The following is a 23,715-nucleotide window of genomic DNA, read 5'->3' as shown; positions in this document are numbered from 1 at the left end:
CTTTTTAAGTTTGTTTTATCAAGGAGAGAATTTATTAAAAAATCATGTAATATAAAATATAATCTATTAATAAAGAATTCTAAAAGTGGAACAATGTTTCTCTATTGAAAATATATTCGATGATCAATCTAGAAGAAGTTTTCTAGAATATTCTTCTATAAAGGTAACTAGTATAGTTAGCAAAAATATCTGCAAAGAGGCTTGCGAATATATTTATAAAAATGAAGAAAAAATAATTGATCTTTATGAAGAGGATAATAGAGGTTTAACAGTTGATCTGGTAGATAATAAAAAATATATAAAATATTTTGAATATCCTCTTAAAGAGAATCATTCTTTATTTGGAAAATTTGTTACTTCTGATATTTTTAAGGTTGCTCAACATTTAATTGGAACGAGCGTTTATCTCAAAAGTGTAGAAATTCACTCCAGATGTGCAAAAGGTACACCAATACCTCCCCATCAAGATAATGCATATTATGGATTGAAAAATGCAAAAGCTCTTACATTTTATATTCCTATTAATAATGAGTTTGCAAGTATGGGAGGATTGAAATACTACAAGAATCCATATACATATGAATTGGAACATGAGCCATCAGATGCAAGTGGGTTTTCTCTAGCTGTTGCAAAGCCTAATTCAATTCCTTATAAAACTTTTGATCCTGATTATTCTCCAGGAGATTGCACAATTCATCATGCGCGAAGTGTTCATTTTGCCGATGAAGTACCATATACAGCAGAAAGAAGTTTAGTTGTAAGATTGCAATTTCATGCTCTGAACGAAACCATGAAGGAAGGGCATCTTGAATGGTATGCAAACATGATCAAAAGGAATAGAGAAAGAGTTTCCAAATCTCAAAATACCAAAAAATAAATGAAAGAAGAACAACAATTAATTGTAAATGAATTAACTCAGAATCTTTACGACCTTACTAAATGGCCGCATTATGAACTTCTTTTTAATGACATTATTAAAGTTATAAAAAATATTACTACCAATAAAAGATCAGCACTGTTAGAAAGATGCTATATCTATGATGAGTTTTCAATTTTTTCAAGTCTTTTCTATGTGGGTGATCTTGTTATCTATAATTATGTCCCTCCAAACTCCTCTGAGGCTATTAGGCAAAATGCACAGCTTGATAAGCTAGATTTTCTACCTCTTACCAAAAGTAGAATGAAAAAGTCAGATTTCTCTATAAACGTAGATAACATCAAGGAAATCTTATCTGTAAAAAATAAATATGATTATATTTTTATTCCAAATGTTCTTCATCATTATCCCAATCCCTTTGATCTATTTAAAATATGCAGGCAAGCTTTAAATGAAAAAGGTCGTTTGTATATATTTGATGCCACCTTAAGGGAAAATCACCAACAACCTGATGACTTTTTAAGATTTACAGCAGATGGAATTAGATATTCTCTCGAGAGTAGTGGTTTCAAAGTTATAGAGGTGAATACTTCAAAGTCTCCAGTTGAATCTCTTATTTACACCATAGATCAAGTTATTCAATATGACCTACCTGATGATTTAATTCATGAAATTAAAAACTTAAATAATATTATTAAAACTAAATATTGGTCATCTTTAAAACAAAATTATACCAATAAAGTAAGAAAATATACATCATTTCCTATAGCGTATTCGGTACTAGCTGAACTTGAATAATATTCAGAAATAAATATATAAATGCAATCAGATTTTTACTAATTAATAATAAAATGAAAATATGACACTATTTGGTAAAAGTATTCTTGCGGTTGTTCCCGCAAGAGGAGGAAGTAAAGGAATACCGAGAAAAAATTTAAGGAAAATTTCTGGGAAATCTCTCATAAAACATGCTTCAGAAATCTGCAAAGCTCTTCCTTTTTTAGACTATTCCATCATCTCAACTGATGATAAAGAAATGGCTTCTGAAGCTAGAGATTGTGGATTAGAGGTCCCTTTCATACGTCCCGAAATTCTTGGAACCGATAATGCTTCATCTGTTGATATGTGGACTCATGCATGGATAACTTCTGAAAAGATTCTGAAAAAGAAATTTGATATCTCGATTTTGCTTGAGCCCACAAGTCCACTTAGAGTTCCAAAAGATATTGAGTTATGTCTTACTGAATTAATAAAAAATGATTACCCAGCAGTTGCAACAGTCAGTTTAATGCCCGCTCATTATAGACCTCAAAAAGCTCTAGAAATTAAAAATGATGGGAAAATAGGGTTCTACTTACCAAATGATAATTCTTACGTCCCAAGACAAAAAATACCTCCTTATTTTTACAGAAATGGTATTTGTTATGCATTGACAAGAAAAAAATTAATAGAAGAAAAAACGATTTTAGATGAGTCTTGCCACGCTATCTTAATTAATAGAGAGGTCATCAACATTGATGATCCTTTTGATCTAGAGTTGGCAGAATTTCTCTTCAAAAGATCATTAAGAAAATAATTCAGATATTATAAAAGGATTTTTAACGTGCTCAATAATTTTTATAATTTCAATTTTTCCAAAGCAAAATAATTCTATTGCTTTTGATAATTAGTATTTCTCTCAAGAATTAGATTTGCAAGTTTCTTTAAATCTCTCAAATGTAATCTTTATTTTCAGCAACAAAATAAATATCTAAAAAAACTAGACTTTTTTAGCCAAAAAAATATCTAAAAGAGACTCTTTTCAAAAGTTTCCATCTATTTTAATTCCTTTCATAATCCATTAATGAACAATCTAAATTTTAAGTAGGTGAGGAATTTCTTGATAACGGCTCAATAAATAATACGGATACTTGTAAATCTCTTCAAGCATTTTAAGGTGCAAATTTCAATAATCAAACGCTATAAAGTACTATAAGAACTAGAGACGTCAAGAGAAAAATTTCTAGATTGATAATATTAATGACGTTTCGAGGTCTGGGGCCATAGCTCAGTTGGTAGAGCACCTGCATGGCATGCAGGGGGTCAGCGGTTCAAATCCGCTTGGCTCCACTTATTATTTAACTTATATCAGTAAATTAGATTAGATTAAGTTCAAAAATCTAATTATAAGACTGATATAGGTTTGTAGTTTACAAGATAGCTAATCTATCAAATTAATCAGAATACAAAATCCAAAAAATACAACATTATTTTTAAATAATAATTTGAATTAAAATTGACTGCACCAATGAGATGAAGATTATTTTAAAATTATATTCTCAAATAAATAAGGCTCTATTAATTTTCAAATTAATTTTATTGCATGATAATAAGGTAATGCTTTGGAAGAAAGAAGTATAGGAATAGAGTTAATTTCTGGATAACATGAACCTAATTTAGATATCCAAAAATTATTGGTTTTTGTTAAATTTATTTTTTCAATTGGACAATTATATATATTTTTGCTTTGGTTAAGATCTAAATAGTGAGTTTGCTTTTTCTTAGCTATTAATAAAGTTGTTCTATTTTTTGGATTTGATACAAGTTCGATAGGGAATAAAGAATCATGAATTACTTCTACTAAATTATTTTCATAAAGTTTAGTTTTTAAGTTTTTTATATAATTAAATTCTCTCATTCTTGTTGCTTGTTCTTTAGTAGCAGTCTCATAAATTGGTTCTGCTAATACAATAAAATTTCTAGTTACTCTTATTAACTCGTTTAAAATAATTTCTTCTTTCCCTAAATTAGGTTCAATTGCATGCATTGTGAAACTAACATCTAACGAATTCTCAGCCAATGGGATAGAGGTCAAATCACCTAGGAAAAAAGATGAATTTTTGTTTTGACATTCAATTGATAAAAGATGCATAGCTATAGATAATCGTGATAACGATATATCCATACCGAAAGGCATTACATCAAATCCTTTTTTTTGAAAAGAATTAATTAATAAAGAATAATTAGTTGCCTCTCCAGTCCCAAAGTCACAAATAGTTAGCTCATTAGATTTTTTATTTAAAATTTTAAATAAATCAAGATCTTCAATATGTTTAATTATATATTCAACAAATTTTTTTGATCTTTCATAATCTTTATAGAATGATCTTGTATATGATCCTGCTTGCAAGTCATAACTATATGATATTGCTTCCAAAGATGAAATTTTAGAGTCTGATGATAGATTATTCTTTTGCTGAATATATTTATTGATGTTTAATCCCTGTCGATAAGCATCATATAATTCTTTAAAAAATGCCATTATTGATAAAAGCTTTTTGTAAGTTTATTTTAGAAAATTCATTATTAATTTTAATTAATATTAAACCTAAAGAATACTAAATAGTTTAAAAAGTAATTTTAAAATCATTTGAGTTAATAAATAAATAGTGTAAAAATAAGAAATAGAACAAATAAGATAAAATATAAATGCCTGATTAGATTAATATATACTTATGACTAGTAATACAATAATTCCTGTTATTTTATGTGGTGGTTCAGGAACTAGGTTATGGCCACTTTCAAGGAAAAGTTTTCCAAAACAATTTTTATCTTTAAGCTCTAATTCAAATAAATCATTATTACAACTTACTCAGGAGAGAATTAATAATTCAAATATAGCCAAAGAACCTATAGTAATTTGCAACGAAGAACATAGATTCCTAGTTGCAGAACAAATGAGAGAAATTAATATTAAACCCAGGGCGATAATTCTTGAGCCATTTGGAAGAAATACAGCACCTGCAATTACTTTAGCCGCAATAAAATCTCTTGAGTTAGAAGAAAATCCAATCTTATTAATTTTATCCTCAGATCATATGATAGAAGATACAAAAGAATTCTTAAAAGTAATAGAAGCAGGATTAGATTATGTAAATCAGAGAAGATTAGTAGCATTTGGGATTGTACCCAAATCACCTGAGACAGGTTATGGCTATATAAAATCTGAAAATCCAATAAATAATACTTTAAATTTAGGTTCGAAAATCGATTGTTTTGTAGAAAAACCAGATTTTAAAAAAGCCAAACAATTTATAACTGATAAAAGATATACTTGGAATAGTGGTATGTTCTTATTTCATGCAAAAACAATCCTAGATGAAATAAAACTATATTCTCCTGAAATCATTGAACATTGTGGTAATGCCTTAAAAGATAATCTTTTTGATTTAGATTTTCAAAGATTAAATAAAAATGATTTCTCTAAATGTCCTAATATTTCAATAGACTTTGCTGTTATGGAAAAGACTCATTTAGGGACAGTTCTACCTCTTAATGCAGGATGGACTGATATTGGAAGTTGGAATTCAGTTTGGGAAATCTCTCAAAAAGACGAACATGGAAATGTAATTAAAGGGAATGTACTAGCAAAAAATACTAGAAATTGTTATTTAAGAAGTGAAAAAAGATTAATTACAACTTTAGGAATTGAAGATTTAATTATTATTGAGACCAGCGATGCTATTTTAGTCGCGAGAAAGAAAGAGTCTCAGGAAGTAAAAAATATAGTAGAAGTTCTAAAGAAAGAATCCATACCAGAAGGTCAGGATCACAAAAAGATTTATAGACCATGGGGATTTTATGAATCTATTGTTGATGAAGAAAGATGGCAAGTCAAATTAATAAATGTAAAACCTGGGGAAAAGCTTTCACTTCAAATGCATCACCATAGATCTGAACACTGGATTGTTGTAAGTGGAACAGCAAAAGTTGAAATTGATGAAAAGGAAATCACTCTTCATGAAAATCAAAGCTCCTATATACCTTTAGGATCTAAACATAGATTATCTAATCCAGGTAAAATACCTCTAAAGCTTATAGAGGTTCAAAGCGGGTCTTACTTAGGTGAAGATGATATTGAAAGATTTGAAGATAATTATGGTCGTATTTCATAATAAAGATTATTTTCTAAAAGCTATTTTATTATTCATTAAATAATTTATAATTTTAGTGATGGAATATAAAAAAAATAAAATTAATTCCTACGGTTAGAAACTTATATGAAAATATATATTCAAACAATAAGAAAGAATAAATCAATAAGAAAAATATTTAATTTTCTTAAACTTTTTTTTCATTATTTATCAAGAAAATTTAATTCAAAAAAAAGAAATAATTCAAAAATTAACTTTGTTGTAGAGAAAGCTAATTGGTCCATTAAATGGGATGGTATTTATATGAAAAAATCTCTTAATAAAAAATATGGAGAGAACCTAATTGAACTGAGCAACATACCGTTAATTAACTCCAAAAAGAAAGTAATTCACTTTGGATCACAATACATGTGGGTTGACTGGTCGGGATTCATTTCTACTAGAAATAAATATGTGGTTTCATTCTTTCATGGAAAATATGAAGATGGCACAACTGCAAGTAAACATTTAGATGACTTTATTGAAACAAAAGATTCTTTATATAGAGTTATTACAGCCTCTACCCTAATCTTGAAAAGATTAAAAAATTGGGGCATACCAAATTCAAAATTAACTCTCATACCAATAGGCGTTGATACTAATTTATTTTCGGTCCCTTCAATTACAAAAAAAAAGAGAATTAGAAAAAAACTGGGTTTTAAAGATCATGAGATTGTCATTGGATCATTTCAAAAAGATGGAATTGGTTGGTCAGATGGCAACTTACCAAAATATATAAAAGGGCCCGATTTATTTATAAATTCAGTAGATTTGATTTCTAAAGAATTTCCTGTAGTAGTTCTTTTGACAGGACCTGCGAGAGGTTACGTTAAAAATCAATTAAAAGATAGACGCATTAAATTTAAACATATCTTTTTAAATTGTTATGAAGAAATTGTTGATTATTATCATGCATTAGATCTTTATATTATTTCCTCAAGAGAGGAGGGTGGGCCAAAAGGAATTGTTGAATCTATGGCAAGTGGGGTGCCATTGGTCTCAACAAATGTCGGCATGGCAAGTGATTTTTTAGTAGATAATATAAATGGCGCTCTTGTACAAAGTTTTGAACCTGAAGAAATTGCTAAAAAAAGTATTAAAATACTAAGTAATCAATCCAAAGATAATTTAATCAAGCAAGCTCGATCAGATGTAATGAAAGCCGATTGGAAAGTTGTTGCAGACATGCATTGGGAAAAAGTTTATTTACCTGCTCTTAAAGAATTAAGTGAAAAATAAATACCAAATTATGTTTTATAACTATAAGAGTTTAGAATTATATTTCCTAATTAGATAAATATGACGATTCTTCTTACAGGTGTAGGTGGTTTTATTGGTTTTCATCTAGGTAAGAGGATTCTAGAAGAGGGTATTAATCTAGTGGGCTATGACAATTTAAATTCTTATTATGATCCAACTCTAAAAAAAGCAAGATTAAAGCAATTAGAAATTAATTCAAAAAAGACAGGAACTAAATTTACCTTTATAAAAGGTGATCTACGAGATAAATTAAAGATAGATGAGATGTTTAAAAAATTCTTACCCACAAAAGTAGTCAATTTAGCTGCTCAAGCGGGGGTAAGATATTCCATTGAAAATCCATCTGAATATATTGAGTCAAATCTTGTTGGATTTAGTCATATACTTGAAGGCTGTAGGCATACAAAGGTAGAACATTTATTATATGCGAGTAGTAGCTCAGTATATGGAGGTAATACTAACATGCCGTTCTCTGAGAGATTAAGTGTAGATCATCCAGTTAGTCTTTATGCAGCTACAAAAAAATCGAATGAACTAATGGCTCATGCATATAGCCATCTTTATAATATTCCTGCTACTGGATTAAGATTTTTTACAGTATATGGTCCATGGGGAAGGCCAGATATGGCACTTTTTTTATTTACAAAATCAATAATAAATAATGAACCAATAAAAGTTTTTAATAAAGGTGAAATGATAAGAGATTTCACATATATAGATGATATTGTTGAAAGTTTAATAAGACTTCTGAAAAAGCCTGCGACTGCCGATAAATCATTTAATACCAGCGACCCAAACCCTTCTAATAGCTGGGCTCCACATAAAATTTTTAATATCGGAAACTCAAATCCTACAAAGCTAATGGAATACATAGAAGCTATTGAAGATGAATTAGGGATAAAAGCTAAAAAGCTTTTACTCCCAATGCAACAAGGAGATGTAGCAGCTACTGAATCTGACTCTACTAAATTAGAAGAATGGATAAACTTCAAACCTAATACACCAATTAGAGAGGGCATTAAGAAGTTTATAAAATGGTATAGAGATTTTTATAATGTCTAATAAAAAAAAATTAAACCATTTCCCTGATAAAAATAAATGTACAATAGCTGTTATTGGCTTAGGTTATGTAGGGCTTCCTTTGGCAATTGAATTGGCCAAGAAAAAAGACTGCTATATAACTGGAGACTTTCTAGATAGAAAAATAATAGGTTTTGATATTAATCAAGATCGATTAGAGGAATTAAAGAAAGGAATTGATAAAACAAATGAGATTTCTAATAAAGTTCTTTCAAATATAAAATTCCACGATTTGACTTCAGATATATTCTCTCTATCAACTGCCGATGTATTTATTATTTCTGTACCAACTCCAATTAATGATTTGAAAGAGCCTGATTTGGATCCCTTAAAGAAAGCGTGCCTTACTGTTGGTAAAGCATTAAAAATCAAGCAACGCAATTTAAATAAAAAAGAAAAAAAAGTATTACCTATCATAATATTTGAGAGTACAGTTTTTCCTGGGACTACAGAAGAAATTTGTATTCCTATCATTAAAAAACAGTTAGACCTAAAAATTGGTTCCGAAGAAAATATCCTAGACTTTGCTTTTGGATACAGCCCTGAAAGAATAAATCCTGGTGACAAAAAACATACTTTAGTAGATATCAAAAAAATCACTAGCGGTAATACTCTTGAATCTTCAAATTGGATAAAAAATCTCTATGGGTCAATAATTAAAGCAGGAATATATCAAGCCAATAGTATTAGAGTTGCTGAAGCAGCCAAAATTATTGAGAATACTCAAAGAGATATAAATATTGCTTTAGTAAACGAATTTGCAATTATTTTCAAATTAATGGGAATAGATACTTTAGATGTTATTGATGCAGCTTCAAGTAAATGGAATTTTCTTCCATTTAAACCTGGTTTAGTAGGAGGACATTGTATAGGGGTAGATCCTTATTATTTGACTTATAAAGCCAAATTATTAGGTTATTGTCCAGAAATTGTATTGGCCGGAAGAAAAATTAATGACAATATGGGTAAATGGGTTACTGAACAAGTAATACTTGAAATCTTCAGAAGGGGTATAAATATCGACAAGGCTGAAATTCTTATTCTTGGAATAACTTTTAAGGAGAATTGTTCCGATATAAGAAACACAAAAGTTATAGATATAATTAAAAATTTTCAAAAATACAAAACAAACCTAACAGTTGTAGACCCTCTTGCTGACTGCAAAGAATTCATGAAAACTTATGGAATTAAAGTCTCAAATGAAGTACCAATTAATATCAAATATAATGTTGTAATTTGCACCGTAGCACATCAAGAATATCTTAAATTAGAAAAAAATGATTGGGAAGAAATTATCGATCATAATGGCTTCTTTTTTGACTTGAAGGGTTTTTTACCAAGAGAATTAGATATTCTTCGCCCTTAAATAAATCTATAAACATTAGAATCAAAATAGATGGTTAATATAAACTTCCTATGATCTAAAATATAAGTAACCTTATAAGGAAAATCGTATAATATAAATTTTGGACAATACAACTATTTTAAAAAAGATTTTAAAGAGGCAGTTCCATAAAAAGCTAACTATTTTTTTATGGAAAAGATACATTACTTTTCAAATATTTTTAAATTGCTTGATAAATTTTTCAAAAAAGTACCCTAAATTATTCTACGCAGGAGCAAGGCAAGGTGATAAAGGAGGACCAATGGTAAAAATACAAAAATTAAATAATTTTTTCCCAGAACATAGATTTAATTTCAACATAATTTACCTTTTATCAAATTCAATTTACTTAAATAATTCCGCGATTAATTTAATCAAGAAGAAATCATTGCCTGTGATTCTTAATCAAAATGGGGTTTTTTATCCTGCATGGTTTGAAGGTGATTGGCAGAAACAAAATCTTAGAATGTCCAAAATATATCACCTTGCTGACTATGTATTATGGCAATCATATTTCTGCAAAAGGACTTCCGAAAAGTTCCTCGGCAAAAGAATGGGTAAAGGAGAAGTTTTATATAATGCAGTTGATACATCCTTTTTTGTTCCTACGAAGGATTCTAATAATTCGCGTTTCACATTTTTAGTTACAGGTAATATCAGGAAAAAAAGTAATTATCGTATTACATCTCTTCTATATGCTTTGAAAGAAACATTAAGGGAAAACAAAAATATATGTCTTAAAATTGCAGGATATATTGAAGATGAGAAATATTTATTTTCTAAAATAAATGAGCTTAATTTATCAGAACATATTAATTTTCTAAAAAACTTTACACAAAAAGATGCTCCTAAAATTTACCAACAGGCAGATGCATATATAACCATGTCTTATCAAGATAATTGTCCTACTGCAGTGATAGAAGCAATGGCTTGTGGATTGCCAATTTTATATTCAAAAAGCGGAGGCACCCCAGAATTAGTTGATAAAAATTCCGGAGTAGGGCTAAAGGTATCAGGAAATTGGAAAAAAAATAAAGTACCAGGAAAATATGAAATCTCAAATGGGATGAAAGAAATAATAGAAAACAAAATAAATATGTCAGAGGCATCAAGAATTAGAGCAACTGAGTTTTTTGATATAAAAAAATGGATTCTCAGACACAATAGTATTTTTGAAGAATCACTAGAGAAGATTTAAAAATAAATTTTGTATTTCAAAAAAAAACTATTATTTTTACTCTTTTCACTAACTGAGAAAGTAAGAAAGTTTTAAAGCTAAAAATTTATTACTTTAGTTAAATCACAAAATATTTTTCCTAACAATTTAAAATCACCATAGTATTTTTAAAGATTAGGACTAAAGATTAAAACTTAGAATTAAGTAAAAAAATGTCAACTAAACTTTTCGCCAAACTGCTAAAAGTTTTCCTTGGAAGAGAATTTCTTCTATATTAGTAATATCGATAGGTTCATAAGCTGGATTAGCCGCCTCCAGAAATACTTTACCCCCCCTTTTAAAAAAGTACTTTAATGTTGAACCCAAGCCTGGAACCAACGCACTTACAATTGTTCCATTTTTAATAGAATAAGAATCTCTTATAGGTTCCATCAATACCATATCTCCATCAGCTATACATGCATCAATCATTGAATCTCCATTAACATTAAGTGCAAAAATATCCTTTTTCTTAAAGACTTCTGTAATGTCAAGATTTTCTTGAACATCTGAAAAGGTTTCAATTAACCCCCCTGCGGCTACAGATCCTTTAATTGGAATACCTTCAATAATCTCATCAACTAATTTAAGAGTCCTCGCTTTGCCTTCCTGCCAAGAAATAAAGCCCTTATCTTGCAGATGTTTAAGCCTACTTTGAATTGGTGCTGGTGATTTTAAACCCATAGCGCTCATCATTTGCCTTATTGAAGGGCTATGCTTAAAATTACTTACATAATCTTTTATCCACTGATAAAGCTCATTTTGAGCCTCAGTAAGTTTTTCGTCTGAATAATTAACCAAGGAACATATGTACTCTAATACATTTGTACCCTTTAAATAGAATACTTGCAAGTTCTAAGCAAGAAGGGAAGCCAATAGAGCTTGTTGAATATGAAGTCTATTTTCTGCTTGTTCGAAAATACGATTATTCTTACTTTCAAATATTTCACTCGTTATTTCTTTTTCTCTATACGCTGGAAGACAATGTAAAACAATTGCATCTTTTGTAGCTTTCTTCAATAAATCATGATTAATAGTAAAGCCCTCAAAATCTTTATCTTTTTCTTCTTTCTGATTTTCTTCACCCATTGAAGACCAAACGTCTGTGTACAAGACATTTGATCCAATTACAGCTTTATAAGGGTCATTGATAATTTTTAAAGAATCTTTTTTATTTTTATTTATCTCTAAAGCTCTTTTTATAACATCATTATTTGGTTCGTATCCTTTTGGGCAAGCAATTCTCACTTCCGCTCCTACTAAAGCTCCACATAAAATAAGGGAATTTGCAACATTATTACCATCACCAATAAATGTTAAAACTACATTACTAAGATCAATAAATTCCTCTTTAATTGTCATAAAGTCTGCCAAAGCTTGACAAGGATGTTCCAAATCGGTGAGGGCATTTATAACAGGTTTAGAGGACCACTTCGCATACTCTTCTAAATCTGAATGCTGAAAAGTTCTTATCGCTATCACGTCACAATACCTGCTTAGAACTCTTGCAGTATCTTTTATGGGCTCGCCTCTACCAATTTGAGAGGTAGTTGGATTTAAATCAATAGTTGTACCACCAAGTCTTGACATAGCAACTTGAAAACTAACTCTGGTTCTAGTAGAAGACTTATCAAAAATTAGACCTAAAACTTTATCTTTTAGTTCAATATTAAGATCTTTATTTTTAAATTTTTCCGCAAGGCTCAATAAATAAAAAACTTCTTCCGTTGAGGCATCCAAACTTGATAAAAAATTTGGATTAACCAGCTTGTTTGGTTTTAGCATCAATTTAATTAAGAAGAGTTAAATTCTACTATGCAGGCATTTTACTTTCAGCTAAGAGATTTTTAAGATCCTCACCTTCTATGACTTCTTCTTTGAGTATTTTTTGAGAAATTGATTCTAATAAATGCAAATTATTCCTCAAAATATTTAAAGCTGTCTCGTGAGCATCATCTACTAAATCCCTGACTTCTTTGTCTATAGCTTGAGCAGTAGCATCACTTACTGATCGTCTTGGGTTATTCCCATTACCTAAGAATTGCCCGCCTCCTTGTTTATCATAGGCTAGAGGGCCTAAAATCTCGCTCATTCCAAAGGTACCAACCATTTGTTCCGCAATATCAGTTGCTCTTTGGAGATCGTTAGAAGCTCCAGTTGTGATTTTACCAAAAACCACTTCTTCCGCTGATCTACCCCCAAGAAGTGTTGCTATTTGTCCTTTTAATTCCTCTTTAGAGTTAAGAAATCTTTCTTCTGTGGGAAGTTGTAGTGTATAACCTAGTGCACTCATACCCCTTGGGACAATTGAAATTTTAGCAACTTTCGAACCTCCTGGCATAAGATGTCCAACAATTGCATGACCAACCTCATGGTACGCAACAACCTTCTTCTCTTCATCTTGAAGTACTCTACTTTTTTTCTCAAGACCAGCAACAACTCTCTCTATAGCTTCGCTAAGGTCTTGTTGTTCAACACTTTTTCTTTTTGCTCTTGCAGCAAGCAAAGCCGCTTCATTAACCATATTTGCTAGATCTGCACCTGCAAACCCACTAGTAGCTTGAGCTATAGACTCTAAATCAATAGATTCTGCTAGTTTTACCTTTTTTGTGTATATTTCAAGAATTGTTTTTCTTCCTGATAAATCAGGTCTATCTACCAAAACTTGTCTGTCGAATCTTCCTGGCCTTAGTAAAGCAGCATCTAAGACTTCTGGTTGGTTGGTTGCCGCAAGAACTATAACTGGCTTATCTGCAGAAGCAAATCCATCCATTTCCGTGAGAAGTTGGTTTAAAGTTTGTTCTCTTTCATCATTACCGCCAACTACCCCCATTGAACCAGAACGACTTTTACCAATTGCGTCTAATTCATCAATAAAAATAATACATGGTGCTTTCTTCTTAGCCTGTTCGAATAAGTCTCTTACTCTCGCAGCACCAGCTCCTACAAAAAGTTCTACAAATTCTGATCCAGAAATAATAAAGAAAGGAACTTCTGCTTCGCCTGCAACTGCTTTAGATAGAAGAGTTTTTCCAGTTCCAGGAGGACCGACCAAAAGAACACCTTTGGGAATTCTTGCTCCAATATCTGTATATCTTTCAGGTTTTTTTAAAAAATCAACTATTTCTGTTAACTCATCTTTAGCCTCGTCAACTCCTGCAACATCAGCGAAAGTAACTTTTGATTCGTCATCTGGGACATAAACTTTTGCTTTACTTTTGGTAAAACTTAAAGCACCTTGAGCACCTCCTCCTCCCATACTTCTTCTTGCAAAGAATTGCAAAACAAGGATGAATATCAAAGGAGGTACCACCCAGCTTAGAATAGTTGAGAAGAAGTTAGGTTTTTTAGGGGGCGCAGCAGCGAATTCTACTCCTTTATTTTCTAACCTTTGGGGAAGATCCATATCAAAGATTGGAGTTGTGGCTAAAACAGATGGGGAACCTTCTTCAGCTCCTTTAAGTTCATATCTAATTTGTTCTTGAGTAATATAAGCTCTCTTGACCTCTCCATCATTAACCTGATCTATAAATAAAGAGTAGGGGACTCTCGGTATTTGCATGTTTTGATTAGGAAAAAGGCTACTAAATAGAAGTAATGCTCCGACACCTATCAAAATAATATTTATAATTCCAAATCTTTTACTAGGTTGATTATCGTCTTGTCTTATTGGCATAGTTTTTGCATTTTGAACTTATTATAAACTAAACAAAGAGCTTCCGTATCTGCATTAATTTTTTTGGGTGAGAACCGTACGGTAATTTAACCCATTAACTACATAAGTGAAAATTAATTTTTTAAATAAGTCTGAACGCAAATATCATTGCCAATAAAAGTAACCTCAGAATCTCTTAATTTAATAACTTCATCCATATCTTTAAATTCAAAATCCCCAAGTGGATTCATAGAGTTTTCTCCTCCTAGAATGTTTGGCGCGATAAAAGCCTTTATCTCCTGAATACAACTTGCTTTGATAGCTGAAGTAGCCAAAAGAGGTCCACATTCCCAAAGAGCTTTATTACATCCTCTTTTAGCTAATAATTTGGAGAGTAATTCTGGGTTATCTGAGGGTAACTTTTCAACCTCAACACATTTTGGAATCCTATTAAGATATTGCTCATTTGCAGAGGAGGCATCATAGACAACTAGAGTTTTAGCTACACTACAATCCCACAGATTTGATTTCTTTGGCAGATCTAAAGTCTTAGTGAAGACAACTCTTAATGGTTCAGGACTTTTATGACCTCTAGTAGTCAAAATCGGCGAATCTTTTCTTAATGTATTTCCACCAATAATTATTGCATCAAATTCAGATCGATATTTATGAACAAGTGATCTGGATTCTTGGTTTGTTATCCATTTACTTTGTCCATTTTGAAGAGCTATCCGTCCATCAATACTCATTGCCCATTTTAAAACTCCATAAGTGCGTTCAGTAGTAATCCTATGAATAAATGACTTATTTAAATCTAAAGATTCTTTTTCACATATTCCTAAATGAACCTTAATCCCAGCTGCTTTAAGCAGCTCAATACCTTTCCCCGAAACTCTTTTATCAGGGTCTTTGATAGATATATATATGTATTTAATACCTGAAGAAATAACTGCATCTACGCAAGGAGGAGTTTTACCTTGGTGACAACAAGGCTCTAGATTGACGTACATTGATCCACCTCTAGGATCATCTTTTAAATTTTCAAAAGCCATTGCTTCCGCATGCGGCATTCCTGCTTTTAAATGGAATCCCTCTGAAATAAGTTTTCCATTTTTATCGAGAATTACAGCTCCCACTTTGGGATTCGGGCTTGTTGTATTTTTTCCCAATGATGCTAAACAAATAGCTCTTTTCATCCATTTTATATGGCTTACATTTTTTTTAGACATATTAGTTTAAAAATCATTTCAGTGATCTCCATTCTTTAACAACGAAAGGAGGAACAGGTAACTCAGAAAATACACCCGACAAGGACAATCTTAATGGTCTATTTTTATCAATATTTTGAACAAGCTCATCAAGATCAAATTCTGCAGCGGCTTGTCTGCCGTCATTTGCCAATTCGACATTAAGTAATGTTTTATCTTCTAATAACCACTGTTTTCTTCCAGATTCAACGTTTAAACCTGTGGGATGATCAATCCTGAGATTTCCTGGATATCCTATAACTCTTAAAATTAATTCGTCTTCCAAAAGAGGTGATTTATAAGCCACCAACTGCCAAGTTTCAAAGTCCAAATCCCTTAAAAACTCACTACTAGCACTTATCAAGTCTCCATTAATTTCTGTCTCTGCAATTTCTGCAAAAACTTTTAAAGGATAAAAAATAAAGGACAGGATTAAAAATAATTTTAATAATAATATTGAAAGTATATTTTTATTTGATTTTGTAATTTTCTTCATTTTCTGAATCCATTAGTGCATCAAGAGTTACTGCCGTTCGGACAATTGCTTGGTATCTTTTGATTATTTTACGATTTTTTTCTATAACTCGAGATAAATTCAAAGTATCTTTCTCAGAATAGCTAGATGTTAAATCGTTAGAATCTTCTTCAATAAATTCGAATTCACTGTCCTTATTTATTAGATTTAATAATAAATCATGCAATCTCTTTCTCCTGTCAGACAATTACTTCATTTTGATAACTCAGATAATAATAGGATATTTTAATAAAACATTCAAATAGAATAGGTTCTCATACTTAAGTATTTATGATTGCAGTTAATAGAAAAATTCATGTAATAGGGATTAATTCTTTTAAATTTGAAGATTTACCTTTTAAATTACAAAATCTATTTATAAAAACAGTTAACATCGCAGTACCTAATTCATATTTTGAAAAAATAAAATCATGGAAAGAAAATGATTTAAAACAAAAGCAGGTATTTTTTAAGAGCAAAAGTAATGACGAACTCATTAACTGGCTTAGAAAACAAAAAACTGACGTTATTTTAATTTCAAGAGGAGATCCTCTATGGTTTGGAATTGGAAGAATTCTCCTTGAAAATTTTTCAAAAGATGAGCTAAGTTTCTACCCTTCAAATACTTGCGTTCAATTAGCATTTAGTAAGTTAAAGATACCTTGGCAAAATACAATCAGTATAAGTATGCATGGAAGAGATTCAACTAAGTTAGTTGAGGTACTTAAAACCAAGCCTGCAAGTTTAGCCATAATTACAGATTCAAATAACAAAAGTTTAGAAATTATCCAGAAAAACTTATTTGAACTAAATCTTATTGATGTTTATGATTTTTGGCTTTGTGAAGAGATAGGTTTCGATAATGAAAATATAAGGAAATTGAATCTAAAAGAATCTTTTCCATCTAATATATCGAGTTTGAACATTGGTGTTCTTGCAAAAACAAAAGATAAATATTCGAGAAGTAATTTGCCGCTTTTTGGAATCAGTGACATTTTTTTTAACACATTTGAAGATAGGCCAAACTTGTTAACCAAAAGGGAAGTTCGCATTCAAATCTTAGCTGATCTAGAGCTCCCAGAAACTGGTGTTATTTGGGATATAGGTGCAGGATGTGGGTCAATTGGTTTAGAGTCATTAAAATTAAGATCTAAATTAGATTTATTTTGTATCGATAAAAGAATTGGCTCGAAACAATTAATTTTAGAAAACTCAAAAAGGCTGGGAGTTAAACCAAAATTGATTCTAGAGGAAGACATAAACACTATCCTTAAAAGACAAAATCTTAGATCTATAAAAAAACCTAATAGATTGGTGATCGGAGGATGTGATAAAACAACTAAACTTCTAATTATTAATAAATTGGCCAAAGATATGCATATCGGAGATATTATCGTTATCCCAATAATAGATATTCAAACCATTGAGGAATTGAAAAAGGAATTAGAAGATAAAAATTTTAAAACAAATTTAAATTTAATTCAGACTTATAAAAGCTTAAGTATTGCAGATGGAATTAGATTAGAACCAAACAATCCTGTCTTTTTATTAAAAGGGAAAAAATAAATTGAAATATTTATTATTTATTAGGTTTTGCCACATGAGGCAATCCCCAACCTAATTTATTCCTTAAAACTTGGAAGAATTCATGATCTTCGAGTCTAATAAACTTTACTGAGTGTTTACTTTTTCTAATCAAAACTCTATCTTCAGGCCAGATATAACAACCAGCATTTCCATCAACAACCATTACTAATCTTTCTGGAGTTGCTGGGAAAACAGTCACTGGCTCTGAATCATTAAAGACCAATGCTCTCGATGCTAGAGAATGTGGCGCAATTGGAGTGAGTTGCACAACTGGACAATCAGGGGTTATGACAGGTCCTCCTGCACTCAGAGAATATGCAGTTGAGCCAGTTGGAGTAGATAAAATTACCCCATCAGCTGAAATATCAACAGGAGCATGTCTACCAATAGAAATCTCAAAATGACACATACTTGTAAGGGGTTCCCTATGAAGTGCCATCTCATTGAGACAGAGAGACTCCCATCTTCTCTGATCATTTCTCATTACACTAATTATAAAACAAGTTCTTTCCTCAATATCCCAATTTCCATTTATAATTTTATCAATTGCTTCATCTAAGTTAGATAAATAAGCTTCAGCAAGAAAACCTAAATGTCCTGTATTGATGGTGAGGATAGGAATATTTGCAGGAGCTGTTTGTCTAGCAGCAGATAAGACAGTACCATCTCCACCAAGGACAATAGCAAATTCTATTGACGAATCAAAACCTTCTGGGACACAATTTGCATATCCCAATGGCCGGACGTGTTGATCAGGATTAGCAAACCCAACCATACCTCCAGAGCTACTTACTCTTACAACTTCAAAATTGGATTTTTCCAATTTTTTTTGAACAGAAGTTGCAGTTTGAACAGCTAAATCTTTTCCGTCATTAACGATTAGTCCTGCTTTACGTACCAATCAAAAAATTAAAACTAGGACTATCTTAAACTAATTTGTTATACAATCCTAATTTAAAAATTCGATTCTATTTGAACTGCTCTAAAAATCTAAGATCATTTGTATAAAATTTTCTAATATCATCAATCTGGTGTCTTACCATACAAAATCTCTCAACTCCTAATCCTGCTGCAAATCCAGTCCATTTCTCAGGATCTATTCCCAATTTTTCTAAGACCTTGGGATCTACCATTCCGCAACCCATTACTTCTAGCCATTTGCCTTTCCATTGCACGTCAACTTCCGCTGAAGGCTCAGTAAATGGAAAGTAACTAGCTCTAAACCTTACAGGTATATCACCAAAAAACGTCTTCAAGAAAGTAAGTATTGTTCCTCTCAAATGACTAAAGTTAATGTCTTGATCAATACATAAAACCTCAACCTGATTAAATATGGGAGAGTGAGTAGAATCTACAGCATCTCTTCTATACACTCTCCCAGGGGCGATAATTCTTACTGGGGGCTGATGATTTTCTAAGTACCTTATTTGAACAGGAGAAGTATGGGTCCTTAAGAGTCGATTTTCATCTAAGTAAAAAGTATCCTGCATATCTCTCGCAGGATGATTTTTGGGTATGTTTAGGGACTCAAAATTATAAAAATCAGTCTCTATTTCGGGCCCGCTCTCAACTGCATAACCTAAACCGCAAAAAATATCTATTATCTCATCTTGGGTTGAAATTAAAGGATGTTTACTTCCAGGCAGTGTACCAATTGAAGGGATTGTTACATCAATTTTTTCATTTTTAATCTGCTGATCTAAGGCTTCAATATTTAATTGATTTTTTCTTTTGGTTATTAGATTTTGCAAGCTTGTCTTAATTGAATTTGCCTTCTGACCAACAATTGGTCTATCAGTAGGAGATAGTTGACCCATTATTTTGAGGATAATGGATAAATCTCCTTTTTTTCCCAGAAGTGAGACTCTCAATTGATCAAGTTCTTCTTGAGTATTAGCATCATCTATATTATTTTTTGCTGTTTGAGAAAGATTATTTAGTTTTTCCTCAATTTGACTTAATGATTCAATTTGACTCACTGATATAGTAAAAATAAGTATTATTTTTATCTTACTTAAATATCGTCCATAATTAAAATTTAATGATTAATGAAACCTTTAAACATATTAATTAGTAATGATGATGGTGTTTTTGCAGAGGGGATAAGAGCATTAGCAAAATCTGCACAAAAAAGAGGAAATAAGGTAACAGTAGTATGTCCTAACCAAGAAAGATCAGCTACAGGTCATGGACTTACTTTGCAATCTCCCTTAAGAGTTGAAAGAGCGGACGAATTATTTGGAGAAGGGATAAAAGCTTGGGGATGTTCAGGAACGCCTGCTGATTGCGTTAAATTAGCGCTATCTGAACTTCTAGATAGCAAACCTGATCTGCTTCTATCTGGAATAAATCATGGACCAAATTTAGGGACAGATATTTTTTGTTCAGGCACTGTCGCTGCAGCAATGGAGGGTACTTTAGAAAATGTTCCCTCAATGGCAATAAGTGTTGCAAGTTTTAAATGGAAGAATTTTGAATTTGCTGGAGAAATTGCAATGAATATTGCAGAACAAGCACTTGAAGATAGTTGGCCATCTTCACTACTATTAAACCTGAATATCCCTCCCTGTGAGAAAAACAAAATAAAAGAGTTATCTTGGACAAGATTATCAATCAGAAAATATAAAAATCAATTCTCTAAAAGAGCCGATCCAAGAGGTGACGATTATTATTGGTTAGCTGGGGAGGTGGTTTTAGACCTCAAATCAAAAGGTTATGGTCCAAGAAATTGGCCTAGTGACGTATCTCAAATACAAGAAAATAAAATATCTCTTACACCCGTTGAGCCAGATTTATTTTGGAGAGGAGGTCTAGAGTTATTGCCTAAAATAAACAATTCATTTGTAAATCCTTCTTAAAAGCCATAACGAGAAGCAAAGTCCCAAGAAGTGGGCAGCAATAACTTGTGTATTACTTAGTACAGATAAAATCTCAAGCCCGGTTATTGGGATATCAGAAGTCGCTGTTATTAATTGTCCCGTTGTTTGAGAGGATGCTTGTATGAATAGGGCACCCATGAGTGCTTGATATCCAATTAATCCAAACAAAATTCCTAATAAATCAACAACCAAACCTCTTTTAATTAATTTGCTTGTTTGCCCTCTGGAGGGTCTTGCGTTGCTTGCAATTGCCCTACCAGTTCTAACTATTAACCAACCTTGCCAAAGACTAAAAAGTAGTAAAATTAGGGATATTGTTGTAAGTGATAGACCAGGAGTTAAGCCAAGCTGTCCTTCGCTATTATTTACAACATTTGAAAAAAGCAAAACAGCAGCGACAACAACACCTAAAATAGATTGAATCCAAAAGCGTATCCATCCAATGCGCCGCATTCCAAATGAAAGCGACTGAAAATCAATTTTGTCAGACATTCATTTGATTGAATAACTATAATCTATTCAAATTTGCCATCAAAATCATAAAATTGCACGTAATCTTTTGATCTCTTTAATATCGCCATCTGAAATTAAGAATCCTACTTCAATAGCTATTGGAAGTTTTGATGGGCTACATGCTGGCCACAGAAAATTAATAAAAAGTGTTGTTGAAGAAAATCAATATACTCCCACGATTGCTAGCTTCTGGCCTCATCCCAGAGAAGTTCTTTATAAAGAAACACGCCTTAGACTTGATCTCCCTGGTGAAAAACTACCTATTCTTGAAGATCTAGGAATTAAACAATTAGTTATGATTCCTTTTAATAAGGAACTATCCGAATTAAGTGCAGAAAGGTTCATAAGAGATATCTTAATAAATCAATTACAAGCAAAAAGCATTTCTGTAGGTGCTAATTTTAAATTTGGGTTTAGAAGAAGCGGAGATATAAATACTATTAAAGAAACGATTAAAGATATGGATATAAAGCTAAAAATTACTCCGATTTTAGAAGACAAAGAAGGTAGAATCAGTAGCAGCAGAATAAGAGATTTATTACAGAAAAGTGATCTTAAGAATTCGTTCAAAATTCTTAATAGGCCTTATAGTTTTAAAGGAAAGGTTGTTCAGGGTAAAGGTATTGGGAAAAATATAGGGTGGCCCACAGCTAATCTTGAAATAGATGGCAGAAAATTTTTACCTGGAGAAGGTGTCTACGCGGCTTGGACAACTATAGAAAATTCCAATCAAAAGATTGAATCTGTTATGAATCTTGGCTCTCAACCAACAATAAATCCTTTACTTCCATCTGCAGTTGAAGTCCATCTTATAGATAAAGATATTAATCTATATGGTTTAAATTTATCTGTTGAACCAATTGAAAAACTGAGATCTCAAATCCAATTCGAGAATATAGATCAACTCTCTAATCAAATTAAAAAAGATAGAGAAAATGCCCTAAGAATTTTTAAAACTGACAAAAAATAAATTTCAAATGCAGAATTACAATCGTAAAGAAGCTAAAGATTTCCGAATATATCAAATTATCGACGCGAATCTTGATAGAGCAAGAGAAGGCTTGAGAGTTCTTGAAGATTGGGCTAGATTTGGGTTAGGGGAAAATGATTTTGTTAAGAGGATAAAAAATTTTAGGCAAATTTTAGGAAAGAATCATTTGGAAGTCTATAAGCAATCAAGAAATTTTATTGAAGACGAATGCAAAGGATTAACTCATCAAGAACAAAATAAAAGAAATTCGCCTGATCAAATAATAAGTTCTAATGCAGGAAGAGTTCAAGAAGCGCTAAGGGTCATAGAAGAATTTTCAAGGCAACATAATTTTGAGCTTTCAAAAATTGCTTCAGAAATCAGATATGAAATTTATACTCTAGAAATTGAATTATTAAGATTAAGTAAATATAAAAAATCGGAGAAAATATTAAAAGAAAATGATTTATACGTCATCACAGATTACAAGGAAAACTTATTGGAAATTATTGAGGCAATATTAATTGCAGGAGTAAAAATAATTCAATATAGATTTAAAACTGGAACTGATAAAGATCATCTTCAACAAGCAATTCAGATTAAAAATCTATGTAAAAGGTATAATTCGTTGTTTATAGTTAACGATAGGGTTGATATAGCTCTGCAATCAAATGCGGATGGTGTTCATTTGGGTCAAGATGATTTAGATTTAAAAACCGCGAGAAAATTATTAGGATATTCAAAATTAATTGGAATTAGCGCAAATAATGAAATTGATATTTCTAATGCTCTTAAAGATGGTTGTGATTACATAGGAATAGGACCAGTATTTGAAACCGCCACGAAAAAAAATAAAAAACCTTTAGGGATCGAAAAGATCAAAACATTAACAAAAGATTTAATCATTCCTTGGTTTGCTATCGGAGGAATTAAGACAAATAATATTTCATATCTAAAAAGTAATGGCATTAAAAAATTTGCCCTAGTTTCACAATTAATGAATTCTGAAGATCCTAAAGGAGACGCTATTATGATTTTAAAAAAGTTATCTCATGAAAATTAAGGTAAACGGAGAAGAAAAAAAATTAGAACTTGATCAAGGAAATGCTCTACTTTCCACGGCACTAAATTTAATGGGATATAAACCCAACACAATTGTTGTCGAGTTAAATAATCTAATTATTAATTCATTAAAATGGGAAACAGTGAAACTTAAAGATGGTGATAATTTAGAAATCGTTTCAATAGTTGGGGGTGGATAAGAGATAAAATCTTTACTTATTAAAAATCTTCATAATTTTTTAAGTTTAAGCTTGAAACATTAACCAATTTTTTTTTGTTTTCGTTTTATATTTTTATTAATCATTTAAACCAATGAAAGAAAAAATTGATAATAATTCAAGATCTCTTAAATGGGAGCAAAATGGGGAGTTAGCTCATAAAGATCTTTCTGAGTTAATAGAAAGATTAAAAAATGTAGAAAGTGAACATACCTCTTCTGAATTATCCAGATTAGGAACCAAATCAAACTTAAAAGATTAAATTTGTTACTTAGGTCTTGTTTTTATAAAAATTTGTACC

Annotated in this window: 24 protein-coding genes and 1 tRNA gene; 15 read left to right on the top strand and 10 right to left on the bottom strand. The window is 31.1% G+C overall.

The window, feature by feature from the left end; all coding sequences use genetic code 11:
• Window positions 1-85: 85 nt before the first annotated feature.
• The 4 genes from JJ847_04770 to JJ847_04755 all read left to right on the top strand — a co-directional run bounded on the left by JJ847_04770 (window position 86) and on the right by JJ847_04755 (window position 2,986).
• On the top strand, window positions 86-877 hold the full coding sequence (locus JJ847_04770) for a hypothetical protein (protein ID MBO6960195.1): 792 nt from the start codon (window positions 86-88) through the stop codon (window positions 875-877).
• Window positions 878-1,675 (top strand): hypothetical protein, encoded by a 798-nt coding sequence (locus JJ847_04765; protein ID MBO6960194.1) that lies wholly within the window; start codon window positions 878-880, stop codon window positions 1,673-1,675.
• 61 nt (window positions 1,676-1,736) lie between these two features.
• Window positions 1,737-2,453 (top strand): acylneuraminate cytidylyltransferase family protein, encoded by a 717-nt coding sequence (locus tag JJ847_04760; protein ID MBO6960193.1) that lies wholly within the window; start codon window positions 1,737-1,739, stop codon window positions 2,451-2,453.
• A gap of 460 nt (window positions 2,454-2,913) precedes the next feature.
• Window positions 2,914-2,986: transfer RNA gene (locus JJ847_04755), tRNA-Ala, on the top strand.
• 235 nt (window positions 2,987-3,221) lie between these two features.
• Here JJ847_04755 and JJ847_04750 read toward each other — a convergent pair.
• Window positions 3,222-4,178: a class I SAM-dependent methyltransferase gene (locus tag JJ847_04750; protein ID MBO6960192.1), complete on the bottom strand. Its 957-nt coding sequence runs from the start codon at window positions 4,176-4,178 to the stop codon at window positions 3,222-3,224.
• A gap of 193 nt (window positions 4,179-4,371) precedes the next feature.
• Here JJ847_04750 and JJ847_04745 point away from each other — a divergent pair, with 193 nt between their 5' ends.
• The 5 genes from JJ847_04745 (at window position 4,372) to JJ847_04725 (ending at window position 10,751) form a co-directional block, all read left to right on the top strand.
• The gene (locus JJ847_04745) at window positions 4,372-5,811 is read left to right on the top strand and encodes a mannose-1-phosphate guanylyltransferase/mannose-6-phosphate isomerase (GenBank protein ID MBO6960191.1); all 1,440 of its coding nucleotides are present in this window, start codon (window positions 4,372-4,374) and stop codon (window positions 5,809-5,811) included.
• 105 nt (window positions 5,812-5,916) lie between these two features.
• Window positions 5,917-7,068, top strand: coding sequence for a glycosyltransferase family 4 protein (locus JJ847_04740; GenBank protein ID MBO6960190.1), 1,152 nt, complete (start codon window positions 5,917-5,919; stop codon window positions 7,066-7,068).
• Between the two features lie 60 nt (window positions 7,069-7,128).
• On the top strand, window positions 7,129-8,151 hold the full coding sequence (locus JJ847_04735) for an NAD-dependent epimerase (GenBank protein MBO6960189.1): 1,023 nt from the start codon (window positions 7,129-7,131) through the stop codon (window positions 8,149-8,151).
• Window positions 8,144-9,535, top strand: a complete 1,392-nt coding sequence (locus tag JJ847_04730) for a nucleotide sugar dehydrogenase (protein MBO6960188.1) — start codon at window positions 8,144-8,146, stop codon at window positions 9,533-9,535. The genes JJ847_04735 and JJ847_04730 overlap by 8 nt, the downstream gene beginning before the upstream one ends.
• A gap of 208 nt (window positions 9,536-9,743) precedes the next feature.
• Complete coding sequence (locus JJ847_04725; GenBank protein MBO6960187.1) at window positions 9,744-10,751, top strand: glycosyltransferase family 4 protein; 1,008 nt, start codon at window positions 9,744-9,746, stop codon at window positions 10,749-10,751.
• 198 nt (window positions 10,752-10,949) lie between these two features.
• Here JJ847_04725 and lexA read toward each other — a convergent pair whose 3' ends face one another.
• The 6 genes from lexA to JJ847_04695 form a co-directional block, all read right to left on the bottom strand.
• Window positions 10,950-11,570: a repressor LexA gene (gene lexA / locus JJ847_04720; GenBank protein MBO6960186.1), complete on the bottom strand. Its 621-nt coding sequence runs from the start codon at window positions 11,568-11,570 to the stop codon at window positions 10,950-10,952.
• A 54-nt stretch (window positions 11,571-11,624) separates the two neighbouring features.
• Window positions 11,625-12,554, bottom strand: coding sequence for an ornithine carbamoyltransferase (gene argF / locus JJ847_04715; protein MBO6960185.1), 930 nt, complete (start codon window positions 12,552-12,554; stop codon window positions 11,625-11,627).
• Window positions 12,555-12,582: 28 nt separating this feature from the next.
• A complete protein-coding gene (ftsH, locus tag JJ847_04710; GenBank protein ID MBO6960184.1) occupies window positions 12,583-14,445 on the bottom strand; it encodes an ATP-dependent zinc metalloprotease FtsH in 1,863 nt (620 codons plus the stop codon).
• Between the two features lie 113 nt (window positions 14,446-14,558).
• A complete protein-coding gene (ribD, locus tag JJ847_04705) occupies window positions 14,559-15,653 on the bottom strand; it encodes a bifunctional diaminohydroxyphosphoribosylaminopyrimidine deaminase/5-amino-6-(5-phosphoribosylamino)uracil reductase RibD (protein ID MBO6960183.1) in 1,095 nt (364 codons plus the stop codon).
• Between the two features lie 13 nt (window positions 15,654-15,666).
• Window positions 15,667-16,167, bottom strand: coding sequence for a DUF3122 domain-containing protein (locus JJ847_04700; protein MBO6960182.1), 501 nt, complete (start codon window positions 16,165-16,167; stop codon window positions 15,667-15,669).
• Window positions 16,142-16,393, bottom strand: a complete 252-nt coding sequence (locus JJ847_04695; GenBank protein MBO6960181.1) for a hypothetical protein — start codon at window positions 16,391-16,393, stop codon at window positions 16,142-16,144. The genes JJ847_04700 and JJ847_04695 overlap by 26 nt, the downstream gene beginning before the upstream one ends.
• Window positions 16,394-16,476: 83 nt before the next feature.
• On the opposite strand from JJ847_04695, the gene cbiE reads away from it, so the two are divergent.
• Complete coding sequence (cbiE, locus tag JJ847_04690; protein MBO6960180.1) at window positions 16,477-17,751, top strand: precorrin-6y C5,15-methyltransferase (decarboxylating) subunit CbiE; 1,275 nt, start codon at window positions 16,477-16,479, stop codon at window positions 17,749-17,751.
• A gap of 13 nt (window positions 17,752-17,764) precedes the next feature.
• On the opposite strand, the gene JJ847_04685 is transcribed toward cbiE, so the two are convergent.
• Window positions 17,765-18,673 (bottom strand): NAD(+) kinase, encoded by a 909-nt coding sequence (locus JJ847_04685; GenBank protein MBO6960179.1) that lies wholly within the window; start codon window positions 18,671-18,673, stop codon window positions 17,765-17,767.
• Between the two features lie 67 nt (window positions 18,674-18,740).
• Window positions 18,741-19,751 carry a phenylalanine--tRNA ligase subunit alpha gene (gene pheS, locus JJ847_04680; GenBank protein ID MBO6960178.1) on the bottom strand — a complete coding sequence of 337 codons (1,011 nt, stop codon included), beginning with the start codon at window positions 19,749-19,751 and terminating at the stop codon, window positions 18,741-18,743.
• 69 nt (window positions 19,752-19,820) lie between these two features.
• Here pheS and surE point away from each other — a divergent pair, with 69 nt between their 5' ends.
• A complete protein-coding gene (surE, locus tag JJ847_04675) occupies window positions 19,821-20,630 on the top strand; it encodes a 5'/3'-nucleotidase SurE (protein ID MBO6960177.1) in 810 nt (269 codons plus the stop codon).
• Here the strand turns inward: surE and JJ847_04670 are convergent.
• Window positions 20,610-21,143, bottom strand: a complete 534-nt coding sequence (locus JJ847_04670; GenBank protein ID MBO6960176.1) for a DUF3611 family protein — start codon at window positions 21,141-21,143, stop codon at window positions 20,610-20,612. The genes surE and JJ847_04670 overlap by 21 nt on opposite strands.
• A gap of 67 nt (window positions 21,144-21,210) precedes the next feature.
• Between JJ847_04670 and JJ847_04665 the strand changes: the two genes are divergently transcribed.
• The 4 genes from JJ847_04665 (at window position 21,211) to JJ847_04650 (ending at window position 23,676) form a co-directional block, all read left to right on the top strand.
• Complete coding sequence (locus JJ847_04665) at window positions 21,211-22,134, top strand: bifunctional riboflavin kinase/FAD synthetase (protein MBO6960175.1); 924 nt, start codon at window positions 21,211-21,213, stop codon at window positions 22,132-22,134.
• A gap of 7 nt (window positions 22,135-22,141) precedes the next feature.
• A complete protein-coding gene (locus JJ847_04660) occupies window positions 22,142-23,197 on the top strand; it encodes a thiamine phosphate synthase (protein ID MBO6960174.1) in 1,056 nt (351 codons plus the stop codon).
• A complete protein-coding gene (thiS, locus tag JJ847_04655; GenBank protein MBO6960173.1) occupies window positions 23,187-23,396 on the top strand; it encodes a sulfur carrier protein ThiS in 210 nt (69 codons plus the stop codon). The genes JJ847_04660 and thiS overlap by 11 nt, the downstream gene beginning before the upstream one ends.
• Window positions 23,397-23,508: 112 nt before the next feature.
• Window positions 23,509-23,676 carry a hypothetical protein gene (locus JJ847_04650; protein MBO6960172.1) on the top strand — a complete coding sequence of 56 codons (168 nt, stop codon included), beginning with the start codon at window positions 23,509-23,511 and terminating at the stop codon, window positions 23,674-23,676.
• Window positions 23,677-23,715 lie beyond the last annotated feature (39 nt).

Origin of the sequence: Prochlorococcus marinus CUG1438 (assembly GCA_017644325.1) — a bacterium.
Taxonomy (GTDB): Bacteria; Cyanobacteriota; Cyanobacteriia; order PCC-6307; family Cyanobiaceae; genus Prochlorococcus_A; species Prochlorococcus_A marinus_AA.
Note: the sequence above shows the minus strand (reverse complement) of the source record. Positions and strands in the feature narration are given on the sequence as shown.

Excerpts from the sequence above, each read along its gene's own strand:
- JJ847_04750 (MBO6960192.1), bottom strand. The coding sequence starts at position 4,178 with ATGGCATTTTTTAAAGAATTATATGATGCTTATCGACAGGGATTAAAC.
- JJ847_04760 (MBO6960193.1), top strand. The coding sequence starts at position 1,737 with ATGACACTATTTGGTAAAAGTATTCTTGCGGTTGTTCCCGCAAGAGGA.
- argF (MBO6960185.1), bottom strand. The coding sequence starts at position 12,554 with ATGCTAAAACCAAACAAGCTGGTTAATCCAAATTTTTTATCAAGTTTG.
- JJ847_04660 (MBO6960174.1), top strand. The coding sequence starts at position 22,142 with ATGCAGAATTACAATCGTAAAGAAGCTAAAGATTTCCGAATATATCAA.
- JJ847_04740 (MBO6960190.1), top strand. The coding sequence starts at position 5,917 with ATGAAAATATATATTCAAACAATAAGAAAGAATAAATCAATAAGAAAA.
- JJ847_04670 (MBO6960176.1), bottom strand. The coding sequence starts at position 21,143 with ATGTCTGACAAAATTGATTTTCAGTCGCTTTCATTTGGAATGCGGCGC.
- ribD (MBO6960183.1), bottom strand. The coding sequence starts at position 15,653 with ATGTCTAAAAAAAATGTAAGCCATATAAAATGGATGAAAAGAGCTATT.
- surE (MBO6960177.1), top strand. The coding sequence starts at position 19,821 with ATGAAACCTTTAAACATATTAATTAGTAATGATGATGGTGTTTTTGCA.
- JJ847_04745 (MBO6960191.1), top strand. The coding sequence starts at position 4,372 with ATGACTAGTAATACAATAATTCCTGTTATTTTATGTGGTGGTTCAGGA.
- JJ847_04735 (MBO6960189.1), top strand. The coding sequence starts at position 7,129 with ATGACGATTCTTCTTACAGGTGTAGGTGGTTTTATTGGTTTTCATCTA.
- JJ847_04730 (MBO6960188.1), top strand. The coding sequence starts at position 8,144 with ATGTCTAATAAAAAAAAATTAAACCATTTCCCTGATAAAAATAAATGT.
- JJ847_04765 (MBO6960194.1), top strand. The coding sequence starts at position 878 with ATGAAAGAAGAACAACAATTAATTGTAAATGAATTAACTCAGAATCTT.
- thiS (MBO6960173.1), top strand. The coding sequence starts at position 23,187 with ATGAAAATTAAGGTAAACGGAGAAGAAAAAAAATTAGAACTTGATCAA.
- cbiE (MBO6960180.1), top strand. The coding sequence starts at position 16,477 with ATGATTGCAGTTAATAGAAAAATTCATGTAATAGGGATTAATTCTTTT.
- ftsH (MBO6960184.1), bottom strand. The coding sequence starts at position 14,445 with ATGCCAATAAGACAAGACGATAATCAACCTAGTAAAAGATTTGGAATT.
- JJ847_04700 (MBO6960182.1), bottom strand. The coding sequence starts at position 16,167 with ATGAAGAAAATTACAAAATCAAATAAAAATATACTTTCAATATTATTA.
- JJ847_04650 (MBO6960172.1), top strand. The coding sequence starts at position 23,509 with ATGAAAGAAAAAATTGATAATAATTCAAGATCTCTTAAATGGGAGCAA.